The sequence below is a fragment of the Achromobacter spanius genome (assembly GCF_002812705.1).
Classification (GTDB): Bacteria; Pseudomonadota; Gammaproteobacteria; order Burkholderiales; family Burkholderiaceae_B; genus Achromobacter; species Achromobacter spanius.
The window spans coordinates 1835136-1857271 of the sequence record NZ_CP025030.1 but is presented as its reverse complement, the minus strand read 5'-3'; the positions used below and the strand labels follow the sequence as shown (position 1 = coordinate 1857271).

Below are 22136 nucleotides of genomic sequence, written 5' to 3'. Positions count from 1 at the left end.
CCGGCCCGCTTTCGCGATACCGGCTTTCAGCTAAAAGTGTCGGGAAACACTTTCAAGAATTCGACCACCAATCAGTGGTCGGGGCGAGAGGATTCGAACCTCCGACTCCTGCGTCCCGAACGCAGTGGTCTTCGAGGCCCGAGCAAAATCGCCGAGCTTTTGAATCGATACGTCTTTGGTTCCGCCCTGGCCCGATTCCAGGACGAAATCCCGCAAGCACTCTGAGCGCTTACGGGCAAAGGATGTCGCGGTTATGCGAAAATATCGATTCATGTCAATATGTTATCATCATTTGCCAGATATTTGCGAATGTCGGTCGTTCGTGACCTCCTCCCCGAGCGCTTTCCGCGCGTAACGGCCGGCCACTGACATGGACCCTACTCTCGCATCAGCCCACCACGTTCCCGGCCAACTGGCCCCAGCGCGTCCGCCGATCGATGGCGTGAAGGACTCCGCGCAGAACATCCACGACGAAGGCGTGGTCGACGAGAATCCGACCTACGATGCTGTGATGCAGGTGTACCAGGCGTCCGGCAAAGATACGGAGCGATTTCGGTACAGCCAATTGCAGCTCGACCGCTTCTTCAAGGGGCGTACGGTACGCAGTTTGAGACGTGCCACCGTCAATCGGTACATCACCCTTCGGAAAACTGCTGGCGTCAGCCCTGCTACGATCAACCGCGAGTTGGACGACATGAGCGCGGCGATCAATTGGTACAACTTCCTGCACGAGCTCAACTTGCCAAATGCCCTTGTCGGCATGGCATTGCCGGTGCCCGAAGGCAGAACACGATGGATCACACGGGCCGAAGCGCAGCGCCTGATCTCTGTAGCTCAAGCGATGGCGGTGCGGCCGCACCTTCCCTCGTTTATCCAATTGGCTTTGCACACCGGCTGCCGCCGGAATGAACTGCTCAGGCTGCGTCTGCAGCGCGTGCGCACCGAAGAGGGTCTTATAACGCTCGAGAGCGAAGACACAAAAACAAAAAAGCACCGCATCATCCCGCTTAACGCACCGGCGCTTGAGGCGCTCGACACCATGGCCGCATGGCGCGCGGAACACTGCCCCACATCGCCCTGGGTCTTTCCCTCTCCCCGAGACCACACCAAGCCTTTGGGCACCGTTCAGAAGGGCTTTCGCACCGTCTGCACCAAGGCAAACATCGAAGACTTCCGGATCCACGATCTTCGCCACACATGCGCGTCGTGGCTGGTCATGGCCGGCGTACCATTGCTGGTCGTGCGCGACCTTCTCGGTCACTCGTCTATCGAAATGACGGAGCGATACGCGCATCTGGCTCCGAACCAGGTCCATGACGCCATGCGACGACTGGAAGACGCGTGGCTTCAACAGCCGATGCGTACTGTCAATGCGTGACACCGTTGCGCGCTCCATCTAACTCCGCGGACGGCTCCAGACCGACGTGGATCGAAAACGGCAACGGACGCCCCGTTGCCGCGAGCGCAAGCAGCAGGTCAATCTGATGCGCATCCTGGTCGCTCAGCACCTCCATTAGTTGCACGCACCGCTGAACGACGTGCATTCGGCGTTGCAGCTTGCGATACATCGCATTGACAATCTGGATGCTGCGTTGAGGCTCCGTCGGGTCCCCAGCCAGAATTCGATTCAAGGCTTGCCGTTCTTGCTCACGCAGGGGAATCTGATTCATCTTTCTTCGTGCAGCTCCCATAGTTTTGCTTTGATCGAACGTCTGCTCAGGAATCAGCGTACTCGCGACGGCGTGCAGCCCCATCCCGATCGCGAACAGCTCTGAGCGCCGCTGTGTCTCCGCACCCAATGTACGACCAGGGCGGCCATTGCCCTTCCTTTCGCGAACGCGCAGCACTACGTACTCCGCACTGGGTTGTTCCTCAACACACAGAAAGACGTCCCCAACTGCAAAGCGCATGATCTCTTTCATTCGTTCATCCTGACCGTCCTAGGACGGCGTTCAGTTCGTTGTTATAAGTATTTCTTGAAGTACTTGGCCATGACCCACACGAGGACCGCGCCACCCACTGCAACGGGTAAGAAGAACAGCGCCAGAGACATCCGGGCTGGCACGATGAGCCATACCACGGCTACCATTGGCACGATGCCCCGATTCAACAGACGTTTGGCGCGCGTGTGTCGGGTTGCGGATTCATGCCCCCCGCACTCTCGCCGGACGTACCGCGCGACCAGGCCGTCCGTTAGCGCAATCGTCAATAACAACCCGAGCGTCGGCAACGCGCTAAACAGCAATAGCAGTCGGACACCCAGCAGTTCAACGGCGTGCATGGTCACCAGTATCAGCTCGCGGCCCTGCCCCTGTGTGGACCTTTGCATCGCCCCGCCAAGGAGGCTCGGACCCGGCTTCGCCTCGTCGGACAGGGCAGCGGCCACACCAGGCCAACCGAATACCAATGCCCGAGAAATTCCGGCAGCGTCATTGGCGGCCTTCTTATTTGGAGCTTGCTCCAGGTAGTAGTCGACCAGGTCGCTCATGTACCTGGATGGGGCTTTGTCGGTCTGCAAGGCCACCGCGACCGTGAGAGACACCACGATGGACAGGAACATCACCACGATTAGCCAAACTGATAGATGCAGAACGGCGTGAATAGGCCAAAAGAAGGCACGCACCGCATCCTCGCCGGAAGCTCTGTCCTTAGAAGCCACGGCCGCTACCCTCCACGGTCACATTGGACGAGACCTCGCCCGCACGCTCAGAGGCTGAAACCGTGCTGTCGAAGTCGTGCATGTCGACGGATAGGCCGGCATCAACTGCGTCCGAATACGCCTTATAGGTCGAACGCATGCTCTTAACGACGTCGGCTAAGCCGGCAGGCATGAGGTGATCAGAATCCTTACTTGCCAAAGGAAGCCGCAGCTTTACGAGCTGACCGCCCTCTATAAGGGCGAAGGCCTGCCCCTTTGGCAACTGCACCAGGTCTGACGGGTCTACTAACGGCACCTCCCGCGGCGAATACTTGTCCTGCGTTCGGGATGTGAAATCGGTTACTCCATCATCTGTTCCATCCCCAGTCGCAGAGTCCAACTGGCGCGTGTAGATCTGTACCTTCGGGAGTTGGTCTGTGAGAATTTCAGCTGTTGGCAGGTTCTTCACTCGGAGCATCACGAGCGTGTTGAAATTGCCGAAGATCTGATCCGCCTTCGCTTTCGACCCGATCCTGGATTCCACATCCGAGCCTGTCTGGGTGTACGCCGTGACCTGATAGCCCGCGCCGCCGGCCTTGTTTACCATCGGAATGAACTCGTCCCCGACAAGCTCATTGAACTCGTCCGCATGGATACACACGTTTCGCTTTTTACCGGGAATTGCCTGTCCATAACCGGAGCCGAATTTGTATAGACGCCCGGCAGTAGAGGTAAGGTCGGCAAACATTGAATTTCCGACTGCGCCGGCGACTTCGAAATCGCTGAGCGCGTCCAGTCCCACATAGACGATTCCGCCTGTGTCGATGATCTTCTGCCAGTCGAATACAGTGCGCGGATCTGAGGGATCCGAATAATCTGGAGACAGGAGCTTGGATACTGGTCCAGTGGTTAGCTTTTCCAGCAGTGGATAGAGAGACGAGACCAGCTTCTCAAAATACGATCGGTCGTTTGTGAGAACGCTCGCGAGACCGTCCGCGATCTGGTCATGCCAGCCCTTGTCCCGGATTAGCTTGAGGATCTGGAGCGGATACATCGCTCGACCTGTCTTTTGCGCTTGTGCCTGGAGTTGCTTGTCCGGCTCCGACATCTCGTCACGCCAGCCCATGTGATCGCGGTCGAGCCAGTATTCGAAATACTTCAAGCACAGGTCGTCGATGTTTACCGCGTTTTGATAGATGACCTCATAACTGGGCTTCATCCCCAGCGCCACCATCGCGCGCGCCATCACGTTGATGTAGCGCCAAACGAACTCTCTGAACGCAGCGGCTTGCCCCTCGGACGGTAGCTGACCGGCGAGCCGCGTTGCGACTTCCGTAATACGCGAGAAAGTCGCAATTGGTGAATATCTGGACGAGGCATCCGGATATCCGAGGTGGAAAAAGTGGAAGTCCTTCTCGCGGCCCGCGCGGCATGCTTCCGCATACATTCGGAGCAGCAGCTCAACGTCTCCCTTGGGATCAAAAACAATTACAACGTCGCCGCGGCGAATGTCCTGCGTCACCAGCAATTCGCAAAGGCGAGTCTTGCCGACGCGCGTAGTTCCCAGTACAAGCGTATGCCCGACACGCTCCCCCAGGCTGGACCATATATCGCGCTCGTCGGGCTCGACGCCATGAATAACGGGGTCTCCGCCCACTGGCGGCAGCGGCTTGACCGAGTTCCACCACGCGTCCCTCTTGAGCTGATTTGCGATCCAACCAGGGTGCTGTCGCTCCATCCGACGGGCCCACTGATACAGCTCATTGCGGGCCGTCAAGTGCTTGTATTGTGGAAGGCGGGCGGTGTACAGACGCTGCGTGTGTTCTTGCGTCCAATAGAAGCCTTTACCAAGGAACAACTCTGTTGACGAGCACGGGATCTCGTCAGCGGCAAGCGAATAGGTGGGTAGACTCCGGAGGTTGCGTTGGAATCGGATGAGGCGTCTCGCTTGCCGAGCTCGAATGGCGGCCAGCGAGAGCAGTCCTACACTTAAAACTCCCCCTGTCGCAGGGGTAACCAAAAACAACCCTTGATAGGTCCAAAGCGCACCGACCGATGCAAGTGCGGCCATCGACGAAACTACTTCATATGGGCGCCGAAAGAGGTTCTCGTAAGGGTGGGACATAGATCAGGCGCTCGCACCGGCGGACGCCGGCTTCAATAACTGGTTGGCCGCAGGGACGGGCTGAAAGAAGCGTTCCGGTCCGGGGATCAAGATCCCCGTCAACTGTTTGCCGCCTGGACCACTGACGTTGTATCGGTGGAGAAAAGAGCCGCTTCCGCTCTTCTGCGGGTACTCCGACTTTTGAAACTGCTGTTGCAGAACCCGCCACGGCTCCTTGGATGGCGCGCCATCTGTAGACGTGGGCATGTCGATCCGCGCCTCGAAGTTGTCCGCGTAGTCCTTGAAGATCTTTGGCGACACCAGAAGCACGCCTTCTTCACAGAAATGCACTGCGGCGTTGGCCTCGTTGTATGCAATTGATCCAGAACTGACACCGGATTGAATCCAGGCCATGAAGCGCTCTACGTTCGCCTTGCGAGCCGGCATGGCAGGCAGCGCCGCCGGAGCTGGCGCAGCCCTCACACGTGGGGCAACTGGCGCACTCATCAATTCGGGCGCTTCAACCTCTGGGGATTGGACCAGCTCCGGAATCGCGCTATCGATATCGTCGAGATACTGATCATCCGCTTCTAATTCGATCGAGGCAGATAACGAATTGCTGTCCTGCACCACGCCAACAACATCTGGATCGAGATCATCCATCTCGGGAAGGTCTTCAACGCCGGGGCTCGTGCCAGCAACAGGCTTGTCATCGCCTGCACCAACATCGGTAGCTTCTATGATCGGCTCTTCGTGCGCAGGCGGCATCTGCTCTGCCGGCGCCGATGGCGCCACAGGCGAGGCGGGCGGACAGTGGTCGTCGGCGTGTCCGCCTGCCGCGCCGCGCGGGGCTTTTACATCAACTACAGAGACTGCACCAGGCGGCAGGGCCGCCGGATATTGGGCTGGATCCTGGAACAGTATCGACAAGGGAAATCGAAGGACGGTAAGGCGTTGGGACCACGTCCCAATCGCGATTTTTACGGTCCAGATGGCTGCACCAGCTTCATTTGATATCGCTGCGCCATATTCCTGCCAGGTGTCGAATAGCCGCGAGTTATCGTCGGGAATGCCCGCTGCGCCAGGCCTACGCTGCTCAGTCTGCGCCAGATGGTCTCTGACAAGCTTGGCAATTGACCCGGAAACGCACCATAGCGACTCACCATCACAAAATCCGACTGCCCCAGCCCGATTGATCGAAACAGACCCTTCTGCCAGAACGCGGCGCAGCCCGCCCATCAACCGTTCGATGAGAGGAACGGCGCGCGCCGATGCAAAGCGCGTTCTCGGACCAGTGGCTAAGTTGCTCGCTACCGATTCCCTGTCGGCCCGACCCACGAGCTCGGCGATCACTCCCTTTCTCTGTTCTCCGCCCAAGTAGTCGAAGAGCTCGTCCATAAGGGGACTATGTTCGCCAATCCAAGCAAGCGCTTTACCTGGAACAAGGGTGCGCAACAAGGGCAACCCCAACCGTTCGTGCTTCCGGTACTCTCTTTGAGCCGGGAAATCGACGGTGTACCAGTCAGCCCCTTGCTCTTGCATTGTTCCGCCCAAAGGCACCCAAGGTTTTGATTCTCCAGATGCGCCTTGGAGCTGCACCACCACGTCGGTAACAGGCTTCCCAATGTCGTGCAGCAGGCCCGCGACGAGCACGGCATACGTGTACCGCGCAGCCAGCCGCGTTTGCTCTTCCGGCGCCACACCCAGTGGGAGTTTGTAGGCATCCCGGAAGTGCAGCGCGTGCGCAGCGACCTCAAGCAGATGCACCAGGAGCCCACCTGGTTGCGCGTGATGATGCGACTCAGACGCTGGAAGTAGCTGAACGAATTCCGCAAATGCCGCTAGCAGCGGACGCACGTCACGCTCGAAATTCTCGGGAGTGAATCCCATGCGCTGGCGAATCAACTCTACGAGAGGCGAGGTCCCTGTGATGTCAAAGAGGCGTTGTGCCGGCAACACTTCCAGGTGCCGCGCGCTCGGAGCCGATTGTTGGACTGGGCCAGGCCCCACCTGCGATTGACTTGACGTGCCCGGCATCGGCCTCCGCAACCAATACAGCGCGCCGGCGGCTGCGCCCGCACAGGCGAGCAATACAACGTCAGACTCGATTGCCAGCATGATTCGTACTCTCAAGCTGCACCAACGCCGCTGCCAGGTAGCCTCTAACATAACTGCGCCATGCGTCTGCGCCCACGTCCGAGGCGTAAACCACCACAAGCTTGCCCGAAGCGGCTTGAAAGTCTGTAAAGCGCTCGGCGAGGGGGTCCCATTGGCTGGTGGAGTCGATTGTGGCTGCTCGCCAACGAGTACACGGCAGGTCGACCAGCCATTCCACGAAGCTAATAGGACTGCTGAACGGGCCACGCAGGCGCCTCAGCTGTTGGCACGCAACGTCGTAGAGTTCCGCACCACCTTCGCCGCTAGTGGCCGTCTGCCAGCCATCAAATCGACCAAGCCAAATAAGGGCAACTGCGAGCTGAGCCCCGTTGCAGACACGCCCTAGCTCGCGGTGCATCTCCGCTTTGGCCTTGTCCGGCAACGGCATTGCCCCGGGCGGCCGAATCGGGCGAAAGGTGGAATGCCGAAGGTATGTCATGGGGCGTGGGCAGCGAGGAAAATGCGACAAGCCTCGCCGCCAGCGTGCTTACGGGTCAATGCGAAAACCAGGCCTCTCCAACAGGTAACCTCTTGCGACATGTTGACAAAAGGGGGAGCCTCGGTGATCTTCACCGCCCCAAGATCGAGGCGCCCAAAAACCTTTGTCGACCTTTTTGGCCCTTGCGGTTGCCCTTCCCCCTTGGGTTTCGCCCTTAGCCCTTAAGCGTTTGCGCCTTTTGAGGGCACAGATTTAAGTGCCCGGCCTTTGGTTAGGCCCCTTCCCCTTCGAAGCATTTAGTTTCCTTTGTCACGCACCAAGAAACAACTACTTCGAGGCACTTTGCATCCAAACGTTTCCGTCCAGTGGTGCGGCGTTGGAAACATACGCCTCCCGCCGCTCTATAGACACCAGCCGATATCACACCGTTTAGTGGCTGACAAGCGCAGTCGCAAAGTAACGTTTCGACGCTCTTTAATTCACTAGGTGCCAAATATCCGACGCGCGGCGAAAGTGCTCACGTCGGCTTCCCTCGTTGCCGATCCGCTGGCTTACCCGCCGGGCTCGGTGCCTGGCGGGGCTTTTTCCTTCAAGGTGCGCCGTGCAGTTCCCAACCAGGTATCGATTCGCCGCAACCATAGCGATGTGGGCCTTCCTTCCCTCGCCGGCGCACGCTGATTGCATCGCAGCAGCAGCCGCCTATCACCGAATAGACGTCCAGCTCTTGCAAGCCATTGTTATGCAGGAATCTTCGGGCAAAGCAGACGCTGTCAATTGCGCCAATGCAAACGCTTCATGCGACTACGGCCTGACTCAGATAAACAGCATGCACCTCGAACGGTTGCAGCGGTTTGGCGTGTCCAAACAGGACCTCTTCAACCCCTGCGTATCCGCGTACGTAGGCGCGTGGATCCTTGCCGAGAATTTTGAACGTCTAGGCGTCACCTGGGATGCCGTAGGCGCCTACAACGCCGCAAGCCCCAACAAGCGTGTGGCGTATGCGAACAAGATCCAGGCAAAGCTCAGTGCGATTCGCGCGGGAACCTTGATCCCTGTCCACGTTCCTTTTGTGCCCCGAGGCGAACGGGGCCTGCAAGTAGGCCGGATGCCAGCAACACAGCAGGCTGCCGCGGCTGGCCCGACGCTCGCCGCCACGTCGGCCCAACATCAGCCGCAGTCCCAGGCACAAGATTCCGAGGGGCGCCGTTGATGGATATTTCCACCTCCTATGCCGAAGACATCCTCCGCCAGCATTTGAGCGCGATTGAACCCTACCTCGCTTCCGAAGATATCAATGAAGTGATGGTCAACGCTGCTGACGACATATGGGTGGAGGAGCGGGGCGTCATGCGCCGGGTCGACGCCACGTTGAGCGAAGAACAGGTCGATCGAGCGATCACGTTGATTGCCAGCAAGAACGGAAAACCCAACGCCCCGCTGCTCGATGCGCGCCTGCCAGGTCTCCGAATCGCGGCGGCGCGTAAACCCACAGCACTTCGCGGATCCATGCTCTGCGTCCGCCGCTTTGCTGCCCGGCGGATTTCGCTGGACAGCTACGTCGAAAACGGCGCTTTCGACGTCGTCGCGGTGGATCCTTCGGAAGCCGCCAGCGAGCAGCGTGAGCTCGATTCGCTAAAAGCCGCAATGCGACGTGGTGGCTCAACAATCCGGGACTTCTTTCAGTGGGTTGTGGACCGGCGTCACAACATTGTTCTAAGCGGGTCCACGTCAGCAGGCAAGACGACACTACTCAACGCATTGCTGGACCTCGTTCCTAGCTCGGATCGGGTCATTACGGTCGAGGATACGGCCGAACTACGCTTGAACGTTCCCAACCATGTCGCGCTTGAGGCAAACCAAGCGCTGGGAATCAGCGTCCGCGACCTCGTGAGGCTCAGCCTTCGTTGTCGGCCTGACCGCATTGTTCTCGGCGAAGTACGCGGTGCCGAAGCCTTCGACCTATTGGATGCATTGAATACCGGGCATCCGGGAAGCCAGGTATCTCTACATGCTGACTCCAGCGCGATGGCACTGCCGCGGCTGGAATCAATGTTGCGGATGGCCCCAGAGACCCAGAACTGGCCCTTGCACGACCTCCGCCGCCAGATCGCATCCACATTCAGATTCGTCGTCCACGCCCAGCGCGTCGGGCCATCCAGGGGCCCGCGCGAGATCAGAGAGATCTTGGGAGTGGACGCGAACGGCTCGTACCAAACCCGACTGTTGTTTTCGAAAATCCAACTCCAGGACCAACACTATGAATAGTCCCCGCCTGAACCAGCTCCAAGTATGGGCCCGTGGTCGCTCCCTCGCCAAGCCTGCAGATCGACTACTGCTAATGAGCTATGCAGTAGTTTCCTTGCTCATGCCAGCACCTGCGTCTGCGCAGAGCATTTTTGGCGGGCGACTGTGCAGCGGCTTCCAAGCCGTGGTCAACAACGAGCTGATTTCTGTTGTGGTCCTAGTCGCCTGCGTAGGCGCAATTCTGCTGTGGTTGCTCGACGATGGTCAGTCGAAAGTTAAGGTCTTCGCTCTTCGCCTTGCCGGAGGCATAGCTTCGATATTCGGTATTGCGACCGTCGTGGCACTGATATCCGGGCGAAACCTGATGTGCACCATCGGGGCCTAAGGCGATGGACGAACGCGACCTGGTCGACGAGCTCGAAGTCGAGATCGACAAAGCCCTCATCGAGAAGCGCCGCATCATCGGCCTCGACCGTCGAGCTGCTGGCGCGTTCCTATTGCTCGTGCCGCTCTTTGCAGTCATAAGCCGTAGCTTCTGGCTGGCACTCATAGGCATACCTATTTATTTCGGTCTGCGGTACGTGATGAGCAAGGATCCCGACAAGATCGATGTGTACCAGGCGTACAAGACTCAGCACGACCACTACGCACCTCGCGCTATTGGGACCCAAAAGCGGAACAAGCGCCCCTTCGGCTTCGGCAGAGATTTCCCATGCTATTGACAGAGAAAGAGGGCTACCGCCTCGACGCCGGCACGTTGGGCGAACTGGAAGCAGCCCGGGCAAGCGGCCTTGCGCCCACGGCTGAACTGTTGCCGTGGATGTTCCGATACAACGACCAAATCGTCGTCAACAAGGATTCCTCGTTGATGGCCTGCTTCGAGTACACGGGTCCAGACACCGATAGTCAATCATCTGCGCAACTGCTTGGTCTCATGCAGCAAGCTGAACACGCATTTCAGGTCGCCAGCCGCTACCCGTTGACATTCTGGTTCATCACGCATCGTCGAAAGTGTGATCCGTACACCGCCGCGGTCATGCCGGATCCGTACTCTCAGATCGTCGAAGACGAGCGCAGCAACGCGTTCAAGACTAAATCCAACTTCATAAACCGGCACTATGTCGCCATCGCGTTAAGCGCTTCCGCCGGCTTGGATCGCATCGCGGGCAGGTTCTTCCACGCGATGGCCCATGAAAAGGCTGGCCCTGTCCAAGCGATCGTTCACGCGCTTCGTGGCATATGGTCCGACCAAGCCGACTTCGCCTATACATCGGTGGAGCTCAGTGCTGCAGTCAAGGAGTTTGAAAATCACCTATCCCGGATGCGAGCCAGCCTGCCGGGGCTGACGCTGACAAGGCTCATCGGCGACACGTTGGGCGCCTTCTTGGCGTCGTGCGCAGCTCCAGCGGCGCCACGTCGTGCGGAGGTGGCCATGGTCGATTTCCTCGATGAATCGATGGCTAATGGGGAAGTTATACCCGCTGAGGACTACGCCCTGTTCAAAGCCGAGAGCTACAAGCGCATTGGTGTGGTCACGGGCGTGCCAGCCGCACACCAGTTTTATCCTTCGCGTCTCCGTCCTCATGCGCTGGACGACCTTCTTAAGGTGCCCGGCGAAGTGACGATCAGCCACGTCTATCGAATCCAAGATGCCAGCGCCAGCACCCGAATGATCGAGAAGATGGGGTCATACCACCGCACCAGCGCTTTGAACTTGCGGGCTTTGGCTTCTGTAGCAGCGAACTCCGGCGATCCAAATTACTCGCCGCGCGAGGACAGAGGTCGCGTTGAAGCAGCCGACGAAACGGAAGACCTGAAGAAAGACGTGAACCGGGGAAAGATCGCTTACGGCCAGTACACCCTCAGCGTGACCTCGTTTTCCGCGCCGTTCCAGGGCGAGCGCGTCGAGGATTGGGACGAGGCCATGAAACAGGCCAGAGCTACAGCGGGAAAAGTCGGAGACGCATTGATAAGTGCGAAGTTCTTGCCCCTCGTCGAGACGCTTGGCACCCTATCCACATGGTCTGCGTCCATCCCCGGCGCCTGGCGAGACATCGCGCGCTGGGCACCGCTTCGATCTGAAGTTGTGGCGCGTGCAGTACCGCTGCGCACCGTGTCGCAAGGGTCGAAAGAGAATCGGCACTTGAGCACCACGATGAAGCGCCCATCCCCGGCTCTTGCAGGGCTTCCCACAGATTACGGCACCCCGTATTTCTGGACTGGCTTCTACCATGACATCGGGCACACGCTCGTCTGCGGCGAGACCGGCCTAGGCAAGACAACGATTGTGAACTTAGGCTGGACTTTGTTCCGCAAGTACACCGGATCGGACGTATTCATCTTCGACCGCACATTTTCGAGCCGCATTCCAATCATGATGCAGGGCGGCGTCTACTGCGATCCTGAGGACACCAGCGCAGACCGGCTGACGGTCAATCCACTGTCGTTGATCGGCGAAGTACGACACCTTAAGTTCGTTAAAGACTGGATCTGCACGCTGTCCGAACGACGCGGCTACTCGGCAACCAGCGCCGATCGCGAAGAGCTGGAAAAGGCCCTCCTTGGAACCATAAAGCTGCGGCGCAAAGACTGGAAGCTCCACGCGGTCTACGTCCAACTCCCCGTCGGTTCATTCCGCAATGCACTTTCGGAATGGGTTGGAGATAGCTTAAACGCACGCTGGTTCGATAACGAACTCGATATCTTTGACGAGATCGCCACTGGCCGGGCAGCCGCTGTGTTGGGCATTGAAATGGGAAAGCTCCTGGCTCAGCCAGACGTCCTCGTTCCCTATCTTCTGTATTGCTTCTATCGCATTCAGGACAGGATCGAGAGTCGCAGAAACTCAGGCCTTGTTGCGCCCACCTTCATCGGGTTGCCCGAGGTGTGGGGGTACCTGGAGGAGCCGATATTTGCACGAAAACTGGCGGAATGGATCGACACGTTACGCAAGCTCCTCGGCTGCGTATGGATGGACGCTCAATCGCCTGAGCGCTACATCAACTCCCCAATCTACGCCTCGATCCGCGACAACGTCCCGAACCGAATCGTTCTGCCGTACCCGGCAGCCAAGACGTCACCTTCGCTGCGCAAGGCCTTCACCGAACTCGGCCTGAATCCGCAGCAAATAGACCAATTGGCGGAAGGTACGCCGAAACAAGACTACTTCCTCACGCAGAAGGATGGGTTCATGCGCAAGGTAGCTCTCCGCCTGGACCCGCGATCTTTGGCTGTGCTCAGAAGCGAGCTTGATGCGCAGGCCCTGTTTGACCATCACCGAGCATCCGGCCGTCAGGACTGGCGTGAGGCATATTTCCAGGAGGTGTCACGTGTCCCAAATCCGTAAGTTCGTTGTCGGAGTCGCAGCTACGTTGCTGCTGGCCTCATTGGCCACGCACGCGGCAGGGGCCCTGCCCCAGCTTCCAGACACATCGGAGTACGAGCCTGGCGGATCTGAATGGGGATGCGGTGTGTTGCTGTGCCTTGCAGGGATGAAGCCTCCCAGCCAATGCAATGGCTATCTCAATCGCCTATGGCGCGTCTTGAACGCGGTTCCCCCGGGCCCGTTTCCGACATGCGCGATCGCGGGAAACAACAATTACGCCAAAAAATCGCGGGAGCCCTATGACCTTTGCCCAACAGGCTATACGCCGGCTCGCCGCGGCCAATTCGTCGCTCAAGGTGCGGCGACTGGCGAGACAAGGCCCTTGCGGCCTAAGTACCTCCTTCAGGGAAGCTATGCCCCTTCGGAGTCGAGCAGCGACGACGGTGGCTCGGCCGGTGCACGTGCGTGCGTGAGCGGGTATGTGGGTCAGTTGGACGTCTGCGATAACTGCGGTCTCGGTGGCGACGCAGGCGGCGGCGTACCGACGACCGTAAACGTGTACAGCAGCGTCGTGTGGTTGCCATACAAGGGGCCACGCGCGATCGACGTAATCATCGACGGTGCAATCTACAACCGTGTTCATTATTGAGGAGCCGAGCATGCAATCACCAACCCGAAGGACGTTCATCCGCGCTGCCACGGCGGTCGCCCTAAGTTGCATCACCGCGGCGCCGAGGGCATCGGGGATTCCGACCTTTGACGGCGCCAACTTCGCGCAACAACTGCTGAGCGTTATGAACCAAACCCAGCAGCTGACTCAACAGACGATGATGGTGCAACAGAACATCACGAACCTACAGCGCCTGGGCGGCAACGTGCTGAACCTGGCGGATCAGGCTTATGGGGGCCAAGGCCTGTCCATGCGCGATCTCGTTTCGAGTGTCTCCGACCTGTACCAGGCGGGGTCGCAGCTTCAGCGCATGTACGACAGCGCCAGCGCTGAGATGAAGTCGCTAGACATGACGCCTGAGCGCTGGGGGACGGCCTATGTTCACCTCGCACAAACTAAAGGCGGGGTCTACCGCAAGCAGCTTGACCAGGACTTTGCAACGATGGAGGCCTTCGCGTCTCGCGCCGCGAATCTCCGGCAGTTGTCCCGACAGATACCGGGCATTGAGGGAAACGTCCAAGGCCTGCAGCTGCTGAACCAGCAGTCGAGTGTCTTGGCCGGGGAGCTTCTTGAAATGCGCAGCCTTATGCAGCGTCAGGTCGTCCTCGATCTACAAGACCGAGCGACGAAAGAAGACCTCAACAAGCTATCCGTGGAAGGTGCCCAACTGCGTTACGACGCGGTCGCGAAGGAAGCTGCCAGCAAGCGCTCCGCCATCGGAAAGATGCCGGCACTCGAATTCGGTCTATAGACATGACTGGAAAGCCTCTCCGGCGGGTGCTCTTGGTCCTTTGCCGTAGTCGTCACGAGCTCAGAATCGTGTGCAGGGAGCGGCGTAGGTATCGCGTTGAAATAGCCGCGCGCGGGCGACTTGAGCACAAACCGCTACGTGCCGCAGCGAAATCCCTGCGCCTTTCGGTGGCCCTCGCCATCGTGCAGATCGACTGCACATCACCCAATGCGCTCGCCGGCTTTATTGCCGTCGCGATTGCGTTGACGGCGCTTTACGCGCTCGACGCCGGCGTGCGAGCGCTCGGCTGGCAATTCGGAGGCTGATGTGGACGTCGCAAGCCTATTCAATCAAGCGTTCTCGGCGGTCAACACGGCAGGCTTTGCCATGGCCGATATCTTCAAAGAAGAAGGCCTGATCATCCTGTCCGTTGGAGCGTCCGGCACAGCCGTGTGGTTCCTGTTACGCGACTACTTTTTAGCCAGCGACACCGTCAAGTTTCTGGTGAGCCTGTTCAACCTGATCTTGAGGATGGGGGTTGTCATGGTAATCGTCCAGAGCATGAACGGGGTGCCGCGCGATATGTTCGTTACGGCCACTCAAGAGGCCGCGACCAAGATTACAAAGGGCTCGGCGAATCCCGTCGAAATACTGAAGCTGACGATGGATACCATTTCGCTAATTGCCGACGGCAAGCGGAAGGAATCTGAAAAGTCGCTCTATTGCAAGATCCACGGTGGATGGTCGCTGAACCCTCTGGACTGGATCGTCGACTCCCGTCCTTCAGAATGTGTCAGCAAGGATCAGATTGGCTTCTTCGAGATCCTGAAGAACCTGCCGATTATCTTGGTGATCTTCCTGTGCCAAGTACTTGCCATCATCGCGATGGTGCTGATGTCGATCGCATTCATCGTCGTCTTGCAAATGTCGTATGTCATGTTGCAGCTCGGCCTGGCCCTTGGTCCATTGCTCGTGGGCCTCTCCATCATTCCGGCCGTCTCATTTTTGTTCGATGGCTGGCTGCGTTTCATGATCGCCGCGTCGCTGCAGCAGTTAGTCGCGTGGTTCGTCGCTGTTCTGGTAACGAAAGGGATCGTCCCGACTTTGGTCGGTTTCTACGACAAGATCGACAGTCGAAAAGAAGCTGATCTCTATTTCGCTTCGAATGAGATCGCGATGATCGCTATCGCGCTTCTTGGCTTTATCGCAGCCTTCATGATGTGGCAAGTTCCAGGTCTTGCTCAAGGGCTCGTGTCGGGCGGCAGCTCGAACGCACAGAGCTTCGGGCGCGGAATGGTAGGCCGAGGTGTGGCCGCGAAAATCCTGCGTAGCGGAGGCAAGCGGTAATGCGATCAGCCTTCCCGCGCTTCGCGGTCCCAGTCTTCTTCCCATTCTTTGTCGAAGCGGGTCGCGTAAGTCTCGCCGCCGCCTTCCTCGCGGCCGGCCGAGGCGAACCCCTTCAGGAAGGCGCGCGCCAAGAGCCCGAGAACAACGAAGCCAACAAGTCCGCTCATTTTTTCTCTCCAGCAGCTGCGTTTGCAGGGCAGTCCATGCCCGCCAGGCAAAGCGGTGTCATCTGCTTGAAGGACTCGCGCTTCGCCACGCTGGATTGCTCAATCGACATAGTTGCAGCGCGCTCTTGCGGCTTCTGTAGCGCAAATACCGTCGCGCCGCCGGCGATCGCGACGACTGTGAGCAGCAACACGAGTTTTGCTCTGGACATGGAAAGTACCCCATACGTTTCTTGTTCGACGGATCCGAGTCTACCAAACGGCAATTCGGATCATTCTGGTATGGAGGGCCTCCGCATGGGCGCCCTGCCCGCTGGTTTGGCCAAGATAAATCGAGGCCACGGATCGAACTTTCAGGCCCAGTTTACCCCTTCCTACGGACTTTCTTCAAGAGATAAGTGCATTGGCCTTGCTCACCGCACGGCGCCATCACTCATCCAACATCGCAGAGCCTAATCATGCCCCTCAAATTCATGAGCCGCTTCATGAGCCGCCGCCGTCCCGATCTTCGCCCTGCGGACACTACAGGCCCCGCTGGTCAAGCACCCGCCACACCAGAATTCGATGCACATGTGCTGCCCTTGACCGAGCGCGCCCATCGACTGTACTACGCCGTTTTTCAGCGTCCCCTACAACAAGCCGATCGATCAGCAATCGTCGCGTTTGGATTTTTCCTCGTTGCGACCATTGAGGGAATTGCGTTATTCCAACTGGTTCCGCTTAAGCAGCAGACGCCCTACTTTGTCGAGTGGGATGCGCGGTCAGGTGCCGTCTGGATCTCTGATCGCGTGGCAGAGCGCTTTACCCCGGAAACGGCTAACAAGACGTTCTTTTTGCGCCAATGGGCGACCTGGCTGCTGACGATTAAGCCCAATCCGTCCGACTCAATCGACGTAGACATTCCCAAGGCGACCAGCTGGACCATCGGCGCAGCCACAGACCAGGTCACGAACTACTTCGCCAAGGTAGATCCCATTGGGGCTCGCATCGCAGACCAGCAGGGCCTTACACGCGAGGTCACCGAGAATTCCACTACGTACAGCGTAGACGGCAAACAAGCCTACATGCTCTTGACGCTTCAGGAGCGCGTCAACGGGAAGGAGTTTGGCGACCCCAAGACCAAGCTCTTGACCGTCCGGTTTTTGCTATCCACAGACAAACAGGGCATCGAAGAGCAACGATCCAATCCACTGGGCGTCAAGGTCGAGTGGTGGACGCTCACCGATTACTTCGGCCCCAGCAGCGTCCGACCTCTGGGAGCACAGTAATGCGCAGAGTCACTTGCATTCTTACCGCTGTCGTCTGCCTGCTGTGCTCGGGCACCATCGCAGCACAAGAGAGCGACGTCAGAGCAGAGGTGGCACTTGCTCAAAAGCGGGCCAACGCTGGTCCCAACGCGGCCGTCCCTATGCCCCTAGACGCGAGACTGGTCACGTTCAATTTTGACCGCGACTACGACTATCCCGTGCTGATGCGCCCATTCACGATGGTCCACCTGGAGTTCGCGCCAGGGGAGACCCTCAAGGGCTATTACGCGTCGGACACTAGCGCGAGCCGCTGGACGTTCAAGCCGGCGCGCACGAAGCGCGACTTGTTTGTGATGTCGAAAGGCGACAACCTGCTCAATACCGCCACGATTATCACGAACCTGCGCACCTACCAGGTCACGTTCGTCTCTGCCTCGAAAGGTTCGTATTACAAGCGCGTGAATTGGACCGGAGACGCCGACCAAGATCTGGCCTCGGCCGGCCTGGACACGTTCGGCGGCAACGGCGCCATGCCGAGCAAGCAGAATGGGCCGATGGCCGGCTCAGAGTGGGATGCTCCCGGGCCTGCCGCCCGCCGCCCCGCTCCTAGTGGCCGGTCAGACCACGACGCACGGCCGGCCGATATTGTCGACATCTCCAAGGCGAACTTTGACTATCGCATTGACGGGGATGCACCTTTCAAGCCGGCCATGGTGTTCGATGACGGCAAGTTCACCTGGATCCAGCTTCCTTCCGATGTACAGGAGATTCCCGCCATCTTCGCGCTGGGTGCCGATGGAACTGCTGAGCTCGTCAACTTTACGGTACGCCGCAACTACTTTGTCGTTCAGCGCCTGTTTCCCGACGGCGCGCTCCTCAAGCTGCGTAAGGACGAAGTCCGTGTATTCAACCGCCGAGGTAAGGCCTGCGGCCTGTTCGGTTGCGGCGTGTCGGGTGTCAAAAACCTCAACAATGCGTCGTACCAATGAGCGCCGTCACAAATCCTCCTGCCGGGGCGTCTCCGCAGCGTCGCACAGCTGTGTCCCGTGGACTGGTCAAGATCGTGCTGATCACGTTCATTGCGGTCGTTCTCGGCTTTGTCGTGATTCGACGAATCGCCGGCGTGGCACCCGAGTCTGCCGCGGAAGCTCGCGCCAAAAAAGAAGAGCAAGATCGCGCAGCGAAGGAAGCTGGTAACCCGTTTGCGGTCCAACGACTGATTGCAGACCAGCTTCGGGACCGCCTGGCTCGCAACGAGGAAGAGACAGTCCATGCGCCCGCGAAGGATCCGAGTCAGCCGGCAGAGCATGCGGCGCCATCTCAGCCCACACGTACAGAAGCCGATGCCAAACGGATCGAAGAGCACCGCGGCAATACGAGACTGGCACAGCAAGAGGATCTCTCTGGTATCGAAATTGGCTTCTGGGAATCCCAAGAGCAGGATGAACCTGTGGCGGGCGCTTCCGGCCCATCACCGCGCGCAATGGCTACACCCGAATCCGCCCTTCGCGATGTCACGGCGATCGCCGCCGCGGCCGGCATTGATACCAGCGGATTCGCGCGACCGAATGTGCCTCCGGTCCCGCCAGGAGGCCAGTCGGCCAACACGGTCGGGCAAGGTGTCGGGCCGCAGGCCGCCCCTGGAGGACAGGTCGGTAACTCTGCCGGTATCAAATCCCCCCTTTTCGCGTCCGCTGCCCCATCCCCGTACTACATCCGAGAAGGCTGGATCATTCCAGCAGTGATTCAACAGTCGTTAAACACTGACGCCCCAGGCACTTTCCGAGCATTGGTGACATCGGATATCTACGACAGCGTTCATGGCACGCACCTTCTGATTGAAAAGGGTACAGCCCTTACCGGGGAGGTAAGCACGGATATAGCCGAAGGCCAAAGCCGCATGCTTATGTCGGTCAACAGAATGGACTTTCCGAGCGGCGCCAGAGTGGCCCTGGGCGGTTGGGACATATCTGATCGCACAGGAGCTGCCGGCATTGCCGCGAAAGTCGACGACCACTTCTGGGAGCGGTTTGGCAGTGCATTTGGCGTGGCTGCTGTGGCGGCATTGGCGGGCCGCTATGACAACAGCCAGAACGTGACAATCAACGTCGGCAGCAGTGGGTCAAACAACGGCAGCTCCACGTCGACGCTGACGGGCACTGCTGGCCAGGCCCTCAGCGATACGGTCAGGCAAATCCTGCAGCGGAATCAATCGATCAAGCGAACGCTCACGCTCGAACCGGCCGACAAGATCAACATCGTCGTCGCGCGAGACCTCGTGCTCGACCCGAACATCGTCAGGAGCTACTAAATGGAGCATCGCCTTTCCTCCCTATTCGCGGGCGTCTGCCTCGCGCTGCTCGCGCCGATCTCCGTCGCCGCGCAGCCTGAGTTTGCCGTTGCGCGGCCCGCATTCTATGAATTCAACTGGAAGCAATCGGGAGACAGTGGCATTTCTCCTGTTCAGGTCTTCGACAACGGCCAAAGGGTTTATCTGCAATTCGCGCCAGGCACCGAAATTCCCGCCATATTTGCCGATGCGCCAGGCGGTCGTATCTTGCTGGCATGGGAAGCCCAGTCCCCCTATATCGTCATTCCTCATATGGAAGCCCGCCTCGCCTTCAGGCTGGGGCGACGGGAGGCACTTGCTTGGCGGGCTGGCCTACCACCGGAGGGTAGCTATACCGGCATGGCGACGCCTTCTAGGCAGACCGGTAGCGCGTCGACGCCCGCCACCAGGGAACAGTTGGCATTTCGCCGCACGGCCGCTGATGCAGCGGCAGGCCCGGATCCGTCCTACAAGCCGATCGTCGTGACGGCCCCGCCCGTCCAGGCAGCCGTACAGCCTCTGACCCCGTCTGTGCCTGACGGGGCGAGTCTCGCGGCATTCATGGGAGTCGCAATCGGAGGATCTGCGCCTGAGGTTGCACCCGGTCGTTCCTCCAACCCTGCCGAGACGGAGCCCGTAGACACCAAGGGCGGCGGCCCGGTCGTAGCTACCGTCGACGTATCCAGCACCGACGTTCCCATCACCGGCAATGCGGTCGGGCCAGCACCCGTCCAGGAGTGGCATGCCGATGTCGGAAAGACCGTTCAGCAAACGCTCGACGAATGGGCGCAGACGGCTGGCTGGCAGTCCGTGAAATGGCAACCTGACTTCGACTACGCAATTGAAGCTCCGGCCACGTTTCGTGGCGAGTTCTGGGATGCGGCAAACGATCTCTTGTCCGCGTACGACGTCGCGAAAAGGAAGTTTCGAGGTCTCGCATATCGAGACAACAAGGTATTGGAAGTCTGGGAGAAGAAGTAATGAAAAGGGCAATCGTACTGGCTGTGGCTGTAGCGACGACACTCTCAGGCTGCGCCCTGCAGCGGATAAAAGACACAGAGGCGCGCGTTGATGATTCCTATGGCGAACACGCCGCCTCCGCGGCCAGTATGCGCAAAGTTCGCGATCGCGCTGTCGAGGTAATCGATCGTCCCTGGGTGTCCAAAACCCCGATCCTACGGCCATCGACCGCGGCGTATCCAGCACCGCTTCAATGTCCAATCACCTTTGTTCCAGCCGCGCCGATCAGCGTCTTTGAATTCGGGCAGACGGTAACGGCTCTATGCGGCGTTCCCGTCCGAATCACGGCAGACGCTATCGCGGCGCTGAGCGGCGGGAGCCGCGTGGGATCGCGGACGCCCGATATGACACCACCAAGCGGCTCAAGCGGACCCATGCCGCCAGGGGGTGTAGGCGCGCTGGGCGCTGGCGGATCCGCCTCCGCGCCCCTCTCCATGTCTGCTCGTGACACGACGATTTCAGGGATTCGTTGGGACGGCAAGCCTCTGCCTGGCCTTCTTGACGCGGTCACCGCGCGCCTCGGGCTGAGCTGGAGCTTTCGCGACGGCGCCGTGCAGATCCACTACTTAGACACCAAAGTCTTCCGCATATACGCGATCCAGTCGAAAACCAATATGCAGTCGGTCGTCCAGTCCGGCACCCAGCTCTCGTCATCGGGCGCTGGCGGCCAAGGCGCGTCCGGCGCCACTTCGTCCTCCGGGTCGGGCGGAAGCACGGTCTCAGGGGGCTCGACGCAGACCACTATGGTCTCGATTGAGTCGAACTTGGCCGAAGACGTCGATCGCATGATAAAGAGCATGCTGACGCCCGGATTAGGGCAGTCCAGTCTGTCTGTCAGCACGGGGACCGTCGCCGTCACAGACACACCGGACGTGCTCAGCCGGATCGCTGCATATCTCAAGACGGAGAATCGCAATATCACGCGTCAGGCGCTATTCAACATCACCGTCGCGGTCGTACAGCGGACGGAGACCGACGACCAGGGGTTGGACCTGACAGCGGTCTATAAATCGTTGAATGGTAATTATGGGATCACAGTCGCGAATGCATTTACTGCTGCATCGAGTGCTGGGTCTGCATCGATAGGGATCTTGGACACCGCAACCGGCACCGCTGGCCAGTTCGCCGGTTCAAAGGCCATTCTCCGCGCGCTGTCGAGCCAAGGCCGCGTGTCAATCGTGACACAGCCCTCTGTCACCACACTCAACTATCAACCCGTGCCCGTCCAGGTTGCCAAGCAGACGAGCTACCTAGCCGCCGTGTCTAACACCGCAACCGCGCAGGTCGGATCAACTTCGGCCCTAACGCCCGGCACCGTCACGACGGGATTCTCGATGGACCTGCTGCCGTTCATGATCGACAGCGATCAAATGCTCCTGCAGTTCACGATGAACCTCTCCACAGACCCGCGCTTGCGAACCGTCACCAGTGGCGATAACTCAATCGAGGTTCCGGAGGTTGATAGCCGAATCTTTTCGCAGCGCGTGCGACTGAGATCTGGCCAGACGCTGATTCTCTCCGGCTTCGAGCAGAACGTCGATCGGGGCAATCGCAGCGGCATGTTCAGCGCGTCGAATTGGCTTACCGGTGGCGGCGGCTCCACCAACAACAGGCGTGAAGTGGTCGTCATTCTGATCACCCCGATTGTGCTAGAGGACGATTCCGAGATTCAAGAAATGACGGATACCTCTGGCCAGTACGGCGCGAGGTCTAGCTGAGGTG

At 59.1% G+C, this 22136-nt stretch carries 20 protein-coding genes; 14 read left to right on the top strand and 6 right to left on the bottom strand.

Translation table 11 applies throughout. The features are described from left to right. The first annotated feature begins 370 nt into the window (after positions 1–370). On the top strand, positions 371–1378 hold the full coding sequence (locus tag CVS48_RS08485; RefSeq protein ID WP_223264757.1) for a site-specific integrase: 1008 nt from the start codon (positions 371–373) through the stop codon (positions 1376–1378). On the opposite strand, the gene CVS48_RS08480 is transcribed toward CVS48_RS08485, so the two are convergent. The 4 genes from CVS48_RS08480 to mobH are packed head-to-tail and all read right to left on the bottom strand — an operon-like array spanning position 1368 to position 6860. Next, positions 1368–1922: a hypothetical protein gene (locus CVS48_RS08480; RefSeq protein WP_100854050.1), complete on the bottom strand. Its 555-nt coding sequence runs from the start codon at positions 1920–1922 to the stop codon at positions 1368–1370. The two genes, CVS48_RS08485 and CVS48_RS08480, sit on opposite strands and share 11 nt — an antisense overlap. A 41-nt stretch (positions 1923–1963) precedes the next feature. After that, a complete protein-coding gene (locus CVS48_RS08475) occupies positions 1964–2659 on the bottom strand; it encodes an IncC plasmid conjugative DNA transfer DtrJ family protein (protein ID WP_126376216.1) in 696 nt (231 codons plus the stop codon). Then, positions 2649–4763 carry a type IV conjugative transfer system coupling protein TraD gene (gene traD / locus CVS48_RS08470; protein ID WP_100854048.1) on the bottom strand — a complete coding sequence of 705 codons (2115 nt, stop codon included), beginning with the start codon at positions 4761–4763 and terminating at the stop codon, positions 2649–2651. The genes CVS48_RS08475 and traD overlap by 11 nt, the downstream gene beginning before the upstream one ends. Before the next feature lie 3 nt (positions 4764–4766). Next, complete coding sequence (mobH, locus tag CVS48_RS08465) at positions 4767–6860, bottom strand: MobH family relaxase (protein ID WP_100854047.1); 2094 nt, start codon at positions 6858–6860, stop codon at positions 4767–4769. 1121 nt (positions 6861–7981) lie between these two features. On the opposite strand from mobH, the gene CVS48_RS08455 reads away from it, so the two are divergent. From CVS48_RS08455 to CVS48_RS08420, 8 genes are all read left to right on the top strand, one after another. Next, the gene (locus CVS48_RS08455) at positions 7982–8548 is read left to right on the top strand and encodes a lytic transglycosylase domain-containing protein (protein ID WP_167390064.1); all 567 of its coding nucleotides are present in this window, start codon (positions 7982–7984) and stop codon (positions 8546–8548) included. Beyond that, positions 8548–9603, top strand: coding sequence for a TadA family conjugal transfer-associated ATPase (locus CVS48_RS08450; protein ID WP_100854045.1), 1056 nt, complete (start codon positions 8548–8550; stop codon positions 9601–9603). The genes CVS48_RS08455 and CVS48_RS08450 overlap by 1 nt, the downstream gene beginning before the upstream one ends. After that, the gene (locus tag CVS48_RS08445; protein WP_088588786.1) at positions 9596–9967 is read left to right on the top strand and encodes a hypothetical protein; all 372 of its coding nucleotides are present in this window, start codon (positions 9596–9598) and stop codon (positions 9965–9967) included. Before CVS48_RS08450 ends, CVS48_RS08445 begins: the two co-directional genes overlap by 8 nt. A 4-nt stretch (positions 9968–9971) precedes the next feature. Next, entirely contained in the window at positions 9972–10304 is a 333-nt protein-coding gene (locus CVS48_RS08440; RefSeq protein WP_088588785.1) for a VirB3 family type IV secretion system protein, read from the top strand. Continuing rightward, a complete protein-coding gene (locus CVS48_RS08435; protein WP_100854044.1) occupies positions 10295–12928 on the top strand; it encodes a VirB4 family type IV secretion system protein in 2634 nt (877 codons plus the stop codon). The genes CVS48_RS08440 and CVS48_RS08435 overlap by 10 nt, the downstream gene beginning before the upstream one ends. A gap of 638 nt (positions 12929–13566) precedes the next feature. After that, a complete protein-coding gene (locus CVS48_RS08430) occupies positions 13567–14328 on the top strand; it encodes a TrbJ/VirB5 family protein (protein WP_088588783.1) in 762 nt (253 codons plus the stop codon). A 167-nt stretch (positions 14329–14495) separates the two neighbouring features. After that, positions 14496–14633, top strand: coding sequence for a hypothetical protein (locus tag CVS48_RS29180; protein ID WP_157814458.1), 138 nt, complete (start codon positions 14496–14498; stop codon positions 14631–14633). A gap of 1 nt (position 14634) precedes the next feature. Then, a complete protein-coding gene (locus CVS48_RS08420) occupies positions 14635–15654 on the top strand; it encodes a type IV secretion system protein (RefSeq protein ID WP_100854042.1) in 1020 nt (339 codons plus the stop codon). A 5-nt stretch (positions 15655–15659) separates the two neighbouring features. Here the strand turns inward: CVS48_RS08420 and CVS48_RS29175 are convergent, their stop codons facing one another. Together CVS48_RS29175 and CVS48_RS08415 are read right to left on the bottom strand one after the other, a co-directional pair. Then, on the bottom strand, positions 15660–15821 hold the full coding sequence (locus CVS48_RS29175) for a hypothetical protein (RefSeq protein ID WP_157814457.1): 162 nt from the start codon (positions 15819–15821) through the stop codon (positions 15660–15662). Beyond that, a complete protein-coding gene (locus tag CVS48_RS08415) occupies positions 15818–16030 on the bottom strand; it encodes a hypothetical protein (protein ID WP_100854041.1) in 213 nt (70 codons plus the stop codon). Before CVS48_RS08415 ends, CVS48_RS29175 begins: the two co-directional genes overlap by 4 nt. Before the next feature lie 246 nt (positions 16031–16276). On the opposite strand from CVS48_RS08415, the gene CVS48_RS08410 reads away from it, so the two are divergent. From CVS48_RS08410 to pilN, 5 genes are all read left to right on the top strand, one after another. After that, a complete protein-coding gene (locus CVS48_RS08410) occupies positions 16277–17086 on the top strand; it encodes a VirB8/TrbF family protein (protein WP_088588779.1) in 810 nt (269 codons plus the stop codon). Continuing rightward, entirely contained in the window at positions 17086–18054 is a 969-nt protein-coding gene (locus tag CVS48_RS08405) for a TrbG/VirB9 family P-type conjugative transfer protein (protein ID WP_100854040.1), read from the top strand. The genes CVS48_RS08410 and CVS48_RS08405 overlap by 1 nt, the downstream gene beginning before the upstream one ends. Positions 18055–18128: 74 nt before the next feature. Continuing rightward, the gene (locus tag CVS48_RS08400; protein WP_157814456.1) at positions 18129–19376 is read left to right on the top strand and encodes a TraB/TrbI/VirB10 family type IV secretion system protein; all 1248 of its coding nucleotides are present in this window, start codon (positions 18129–18131) and stop codon (positions 19374–19376) included. Beyond that, on the top strand, positions 19377–20375 hold the full coding sequence (locus CVS48_RS08395) for a TcpQ domain-containing protein (protein ID WP_100854038.1): 999 nt from the start codon (positions 19377–19379) through the stop codon (positions 20373–20375). After that, complete coding sequence (gene pilN / locus CVS48_RS08390; protein ID WP_100854037.1) at positions 20375–22132, top strand: PilN family type IVB pilus formation outer membrane protein; 1758 nt, start codon at positions 20375–20377, stop codon at positions 22130–22132. Before CVS48_RS08395 ends, pilN begins: the two co-directional genes overlap by 1 nt. Positions 22133–22136 lie beyond the last annotated feature (4 nt).

Coding starts and splice junctions, on each gene's coding strand:
- CVS48_RS08445 (WP_088588786.1), top strand. CDS start 9,596: ATGAATAGTCCCCGCCTGAACCAGCTCCAAGTATGGGCCCGTGGTCGC.
- CVS48_RS08450 (WP_100854045.1), top strand. CDS start 8,548: ATGGATATTTCCACCTCCTATGCCGAAGACATCCTCCGCCAGCATTTG.
- CVS48_RS08480 (WP_100854050.1), bottom strand. CDS start 1,922: ATGAAAGAGATCATGCGCTTTGCAGTTGGGGACGTCTTTCTGTGTGTT.
- CVS48_RS08485 (WP_223264757.1), top strand. CDS start 371: ATGGACCCTACTCTCGCATCAGCCCACCACGTTCCCGGCCAACTGGCC.
- CVS48_RS08440 (WP_088588785.1), top strand. CDS start 9,972: ATGGACGAACGCGACCTGGTCGACGAGCTCGAAGTCGAGATCGACAAA.
- CVS48_RS29175 (WP_157814457.1), bottom strand. CDS start 15,821: ATGAGCGGACTTGTTGGCTTCGTTGTTCTCGGGCTCTTGGCGCGCGCC.
- CVS48_RS08430 (WP_088588783.1), top strand. CDS start 13,567: ATGCAATCACCAACCCGAAGGACGTTCATCCGCGCTGCCACGGCGGTC.
- CVS48_RS08415 (WP_100854041.1), bottom strand. CDS start 16,030: ATGTCCAGAGCAAAACTCGTGTTGCTGCTCACAGTCGTCGCGATCGCC.
- pilN (WP_100854037.1), top strand. CDS start 20,375: ATGAAAAGGGCAATCGTACTGGCTGTGGCTGTAGCGACGACACTCTCA.
- CVS48_RS08410 (WP_088588779.1), top strand. CDS start 16,277: ATGCCCCTCAAATTCATGAGCCGCTTCATGAGCCGCCGCCGTCCCGAT.
- CVS48_RS08395 (WP_100854038.1), top strand. CDS start 19,377: ATGGAGCATCGCCTTTCCTCCCTATTCGCGGGCGTCTGCCTCGCGCTG.
- mobH (WP_100854047.1), bottom strand. CDS start 6,860: ATGCTGGCAATCGAGTCTGACGTTGTATTGCTCGCCTGTGCGGGCGCA.
- CVS48_RS08455 (WP_167390064.1), top strand. CDS start 7,982: ATGTGGGCCTTCCTTCCCTCGCCGGCGCACGCTGATTGCATCGCAGCA.
- CVS48_RS08435 (WP_100854044.1), top strand. CDS start 10,295: ATGCTATTGACAGAGAAAGAGGGCTACCGCCTCGACGCCGGCACGTTG.
- traD (WP_100854048.1), bottom strand. CDS start 4,763: ATGTCCCACCCTTACGAGAACCTCTTTCGGCGCCCATATGAAGTAGTT.
- CVS48_RS08405 (WP_100854040.1), top strand. CDS start 17,086: ATGCGCAGAGTCACTTGCATTCTTACCGCTGTCGTCTGCCTGCTGTGC.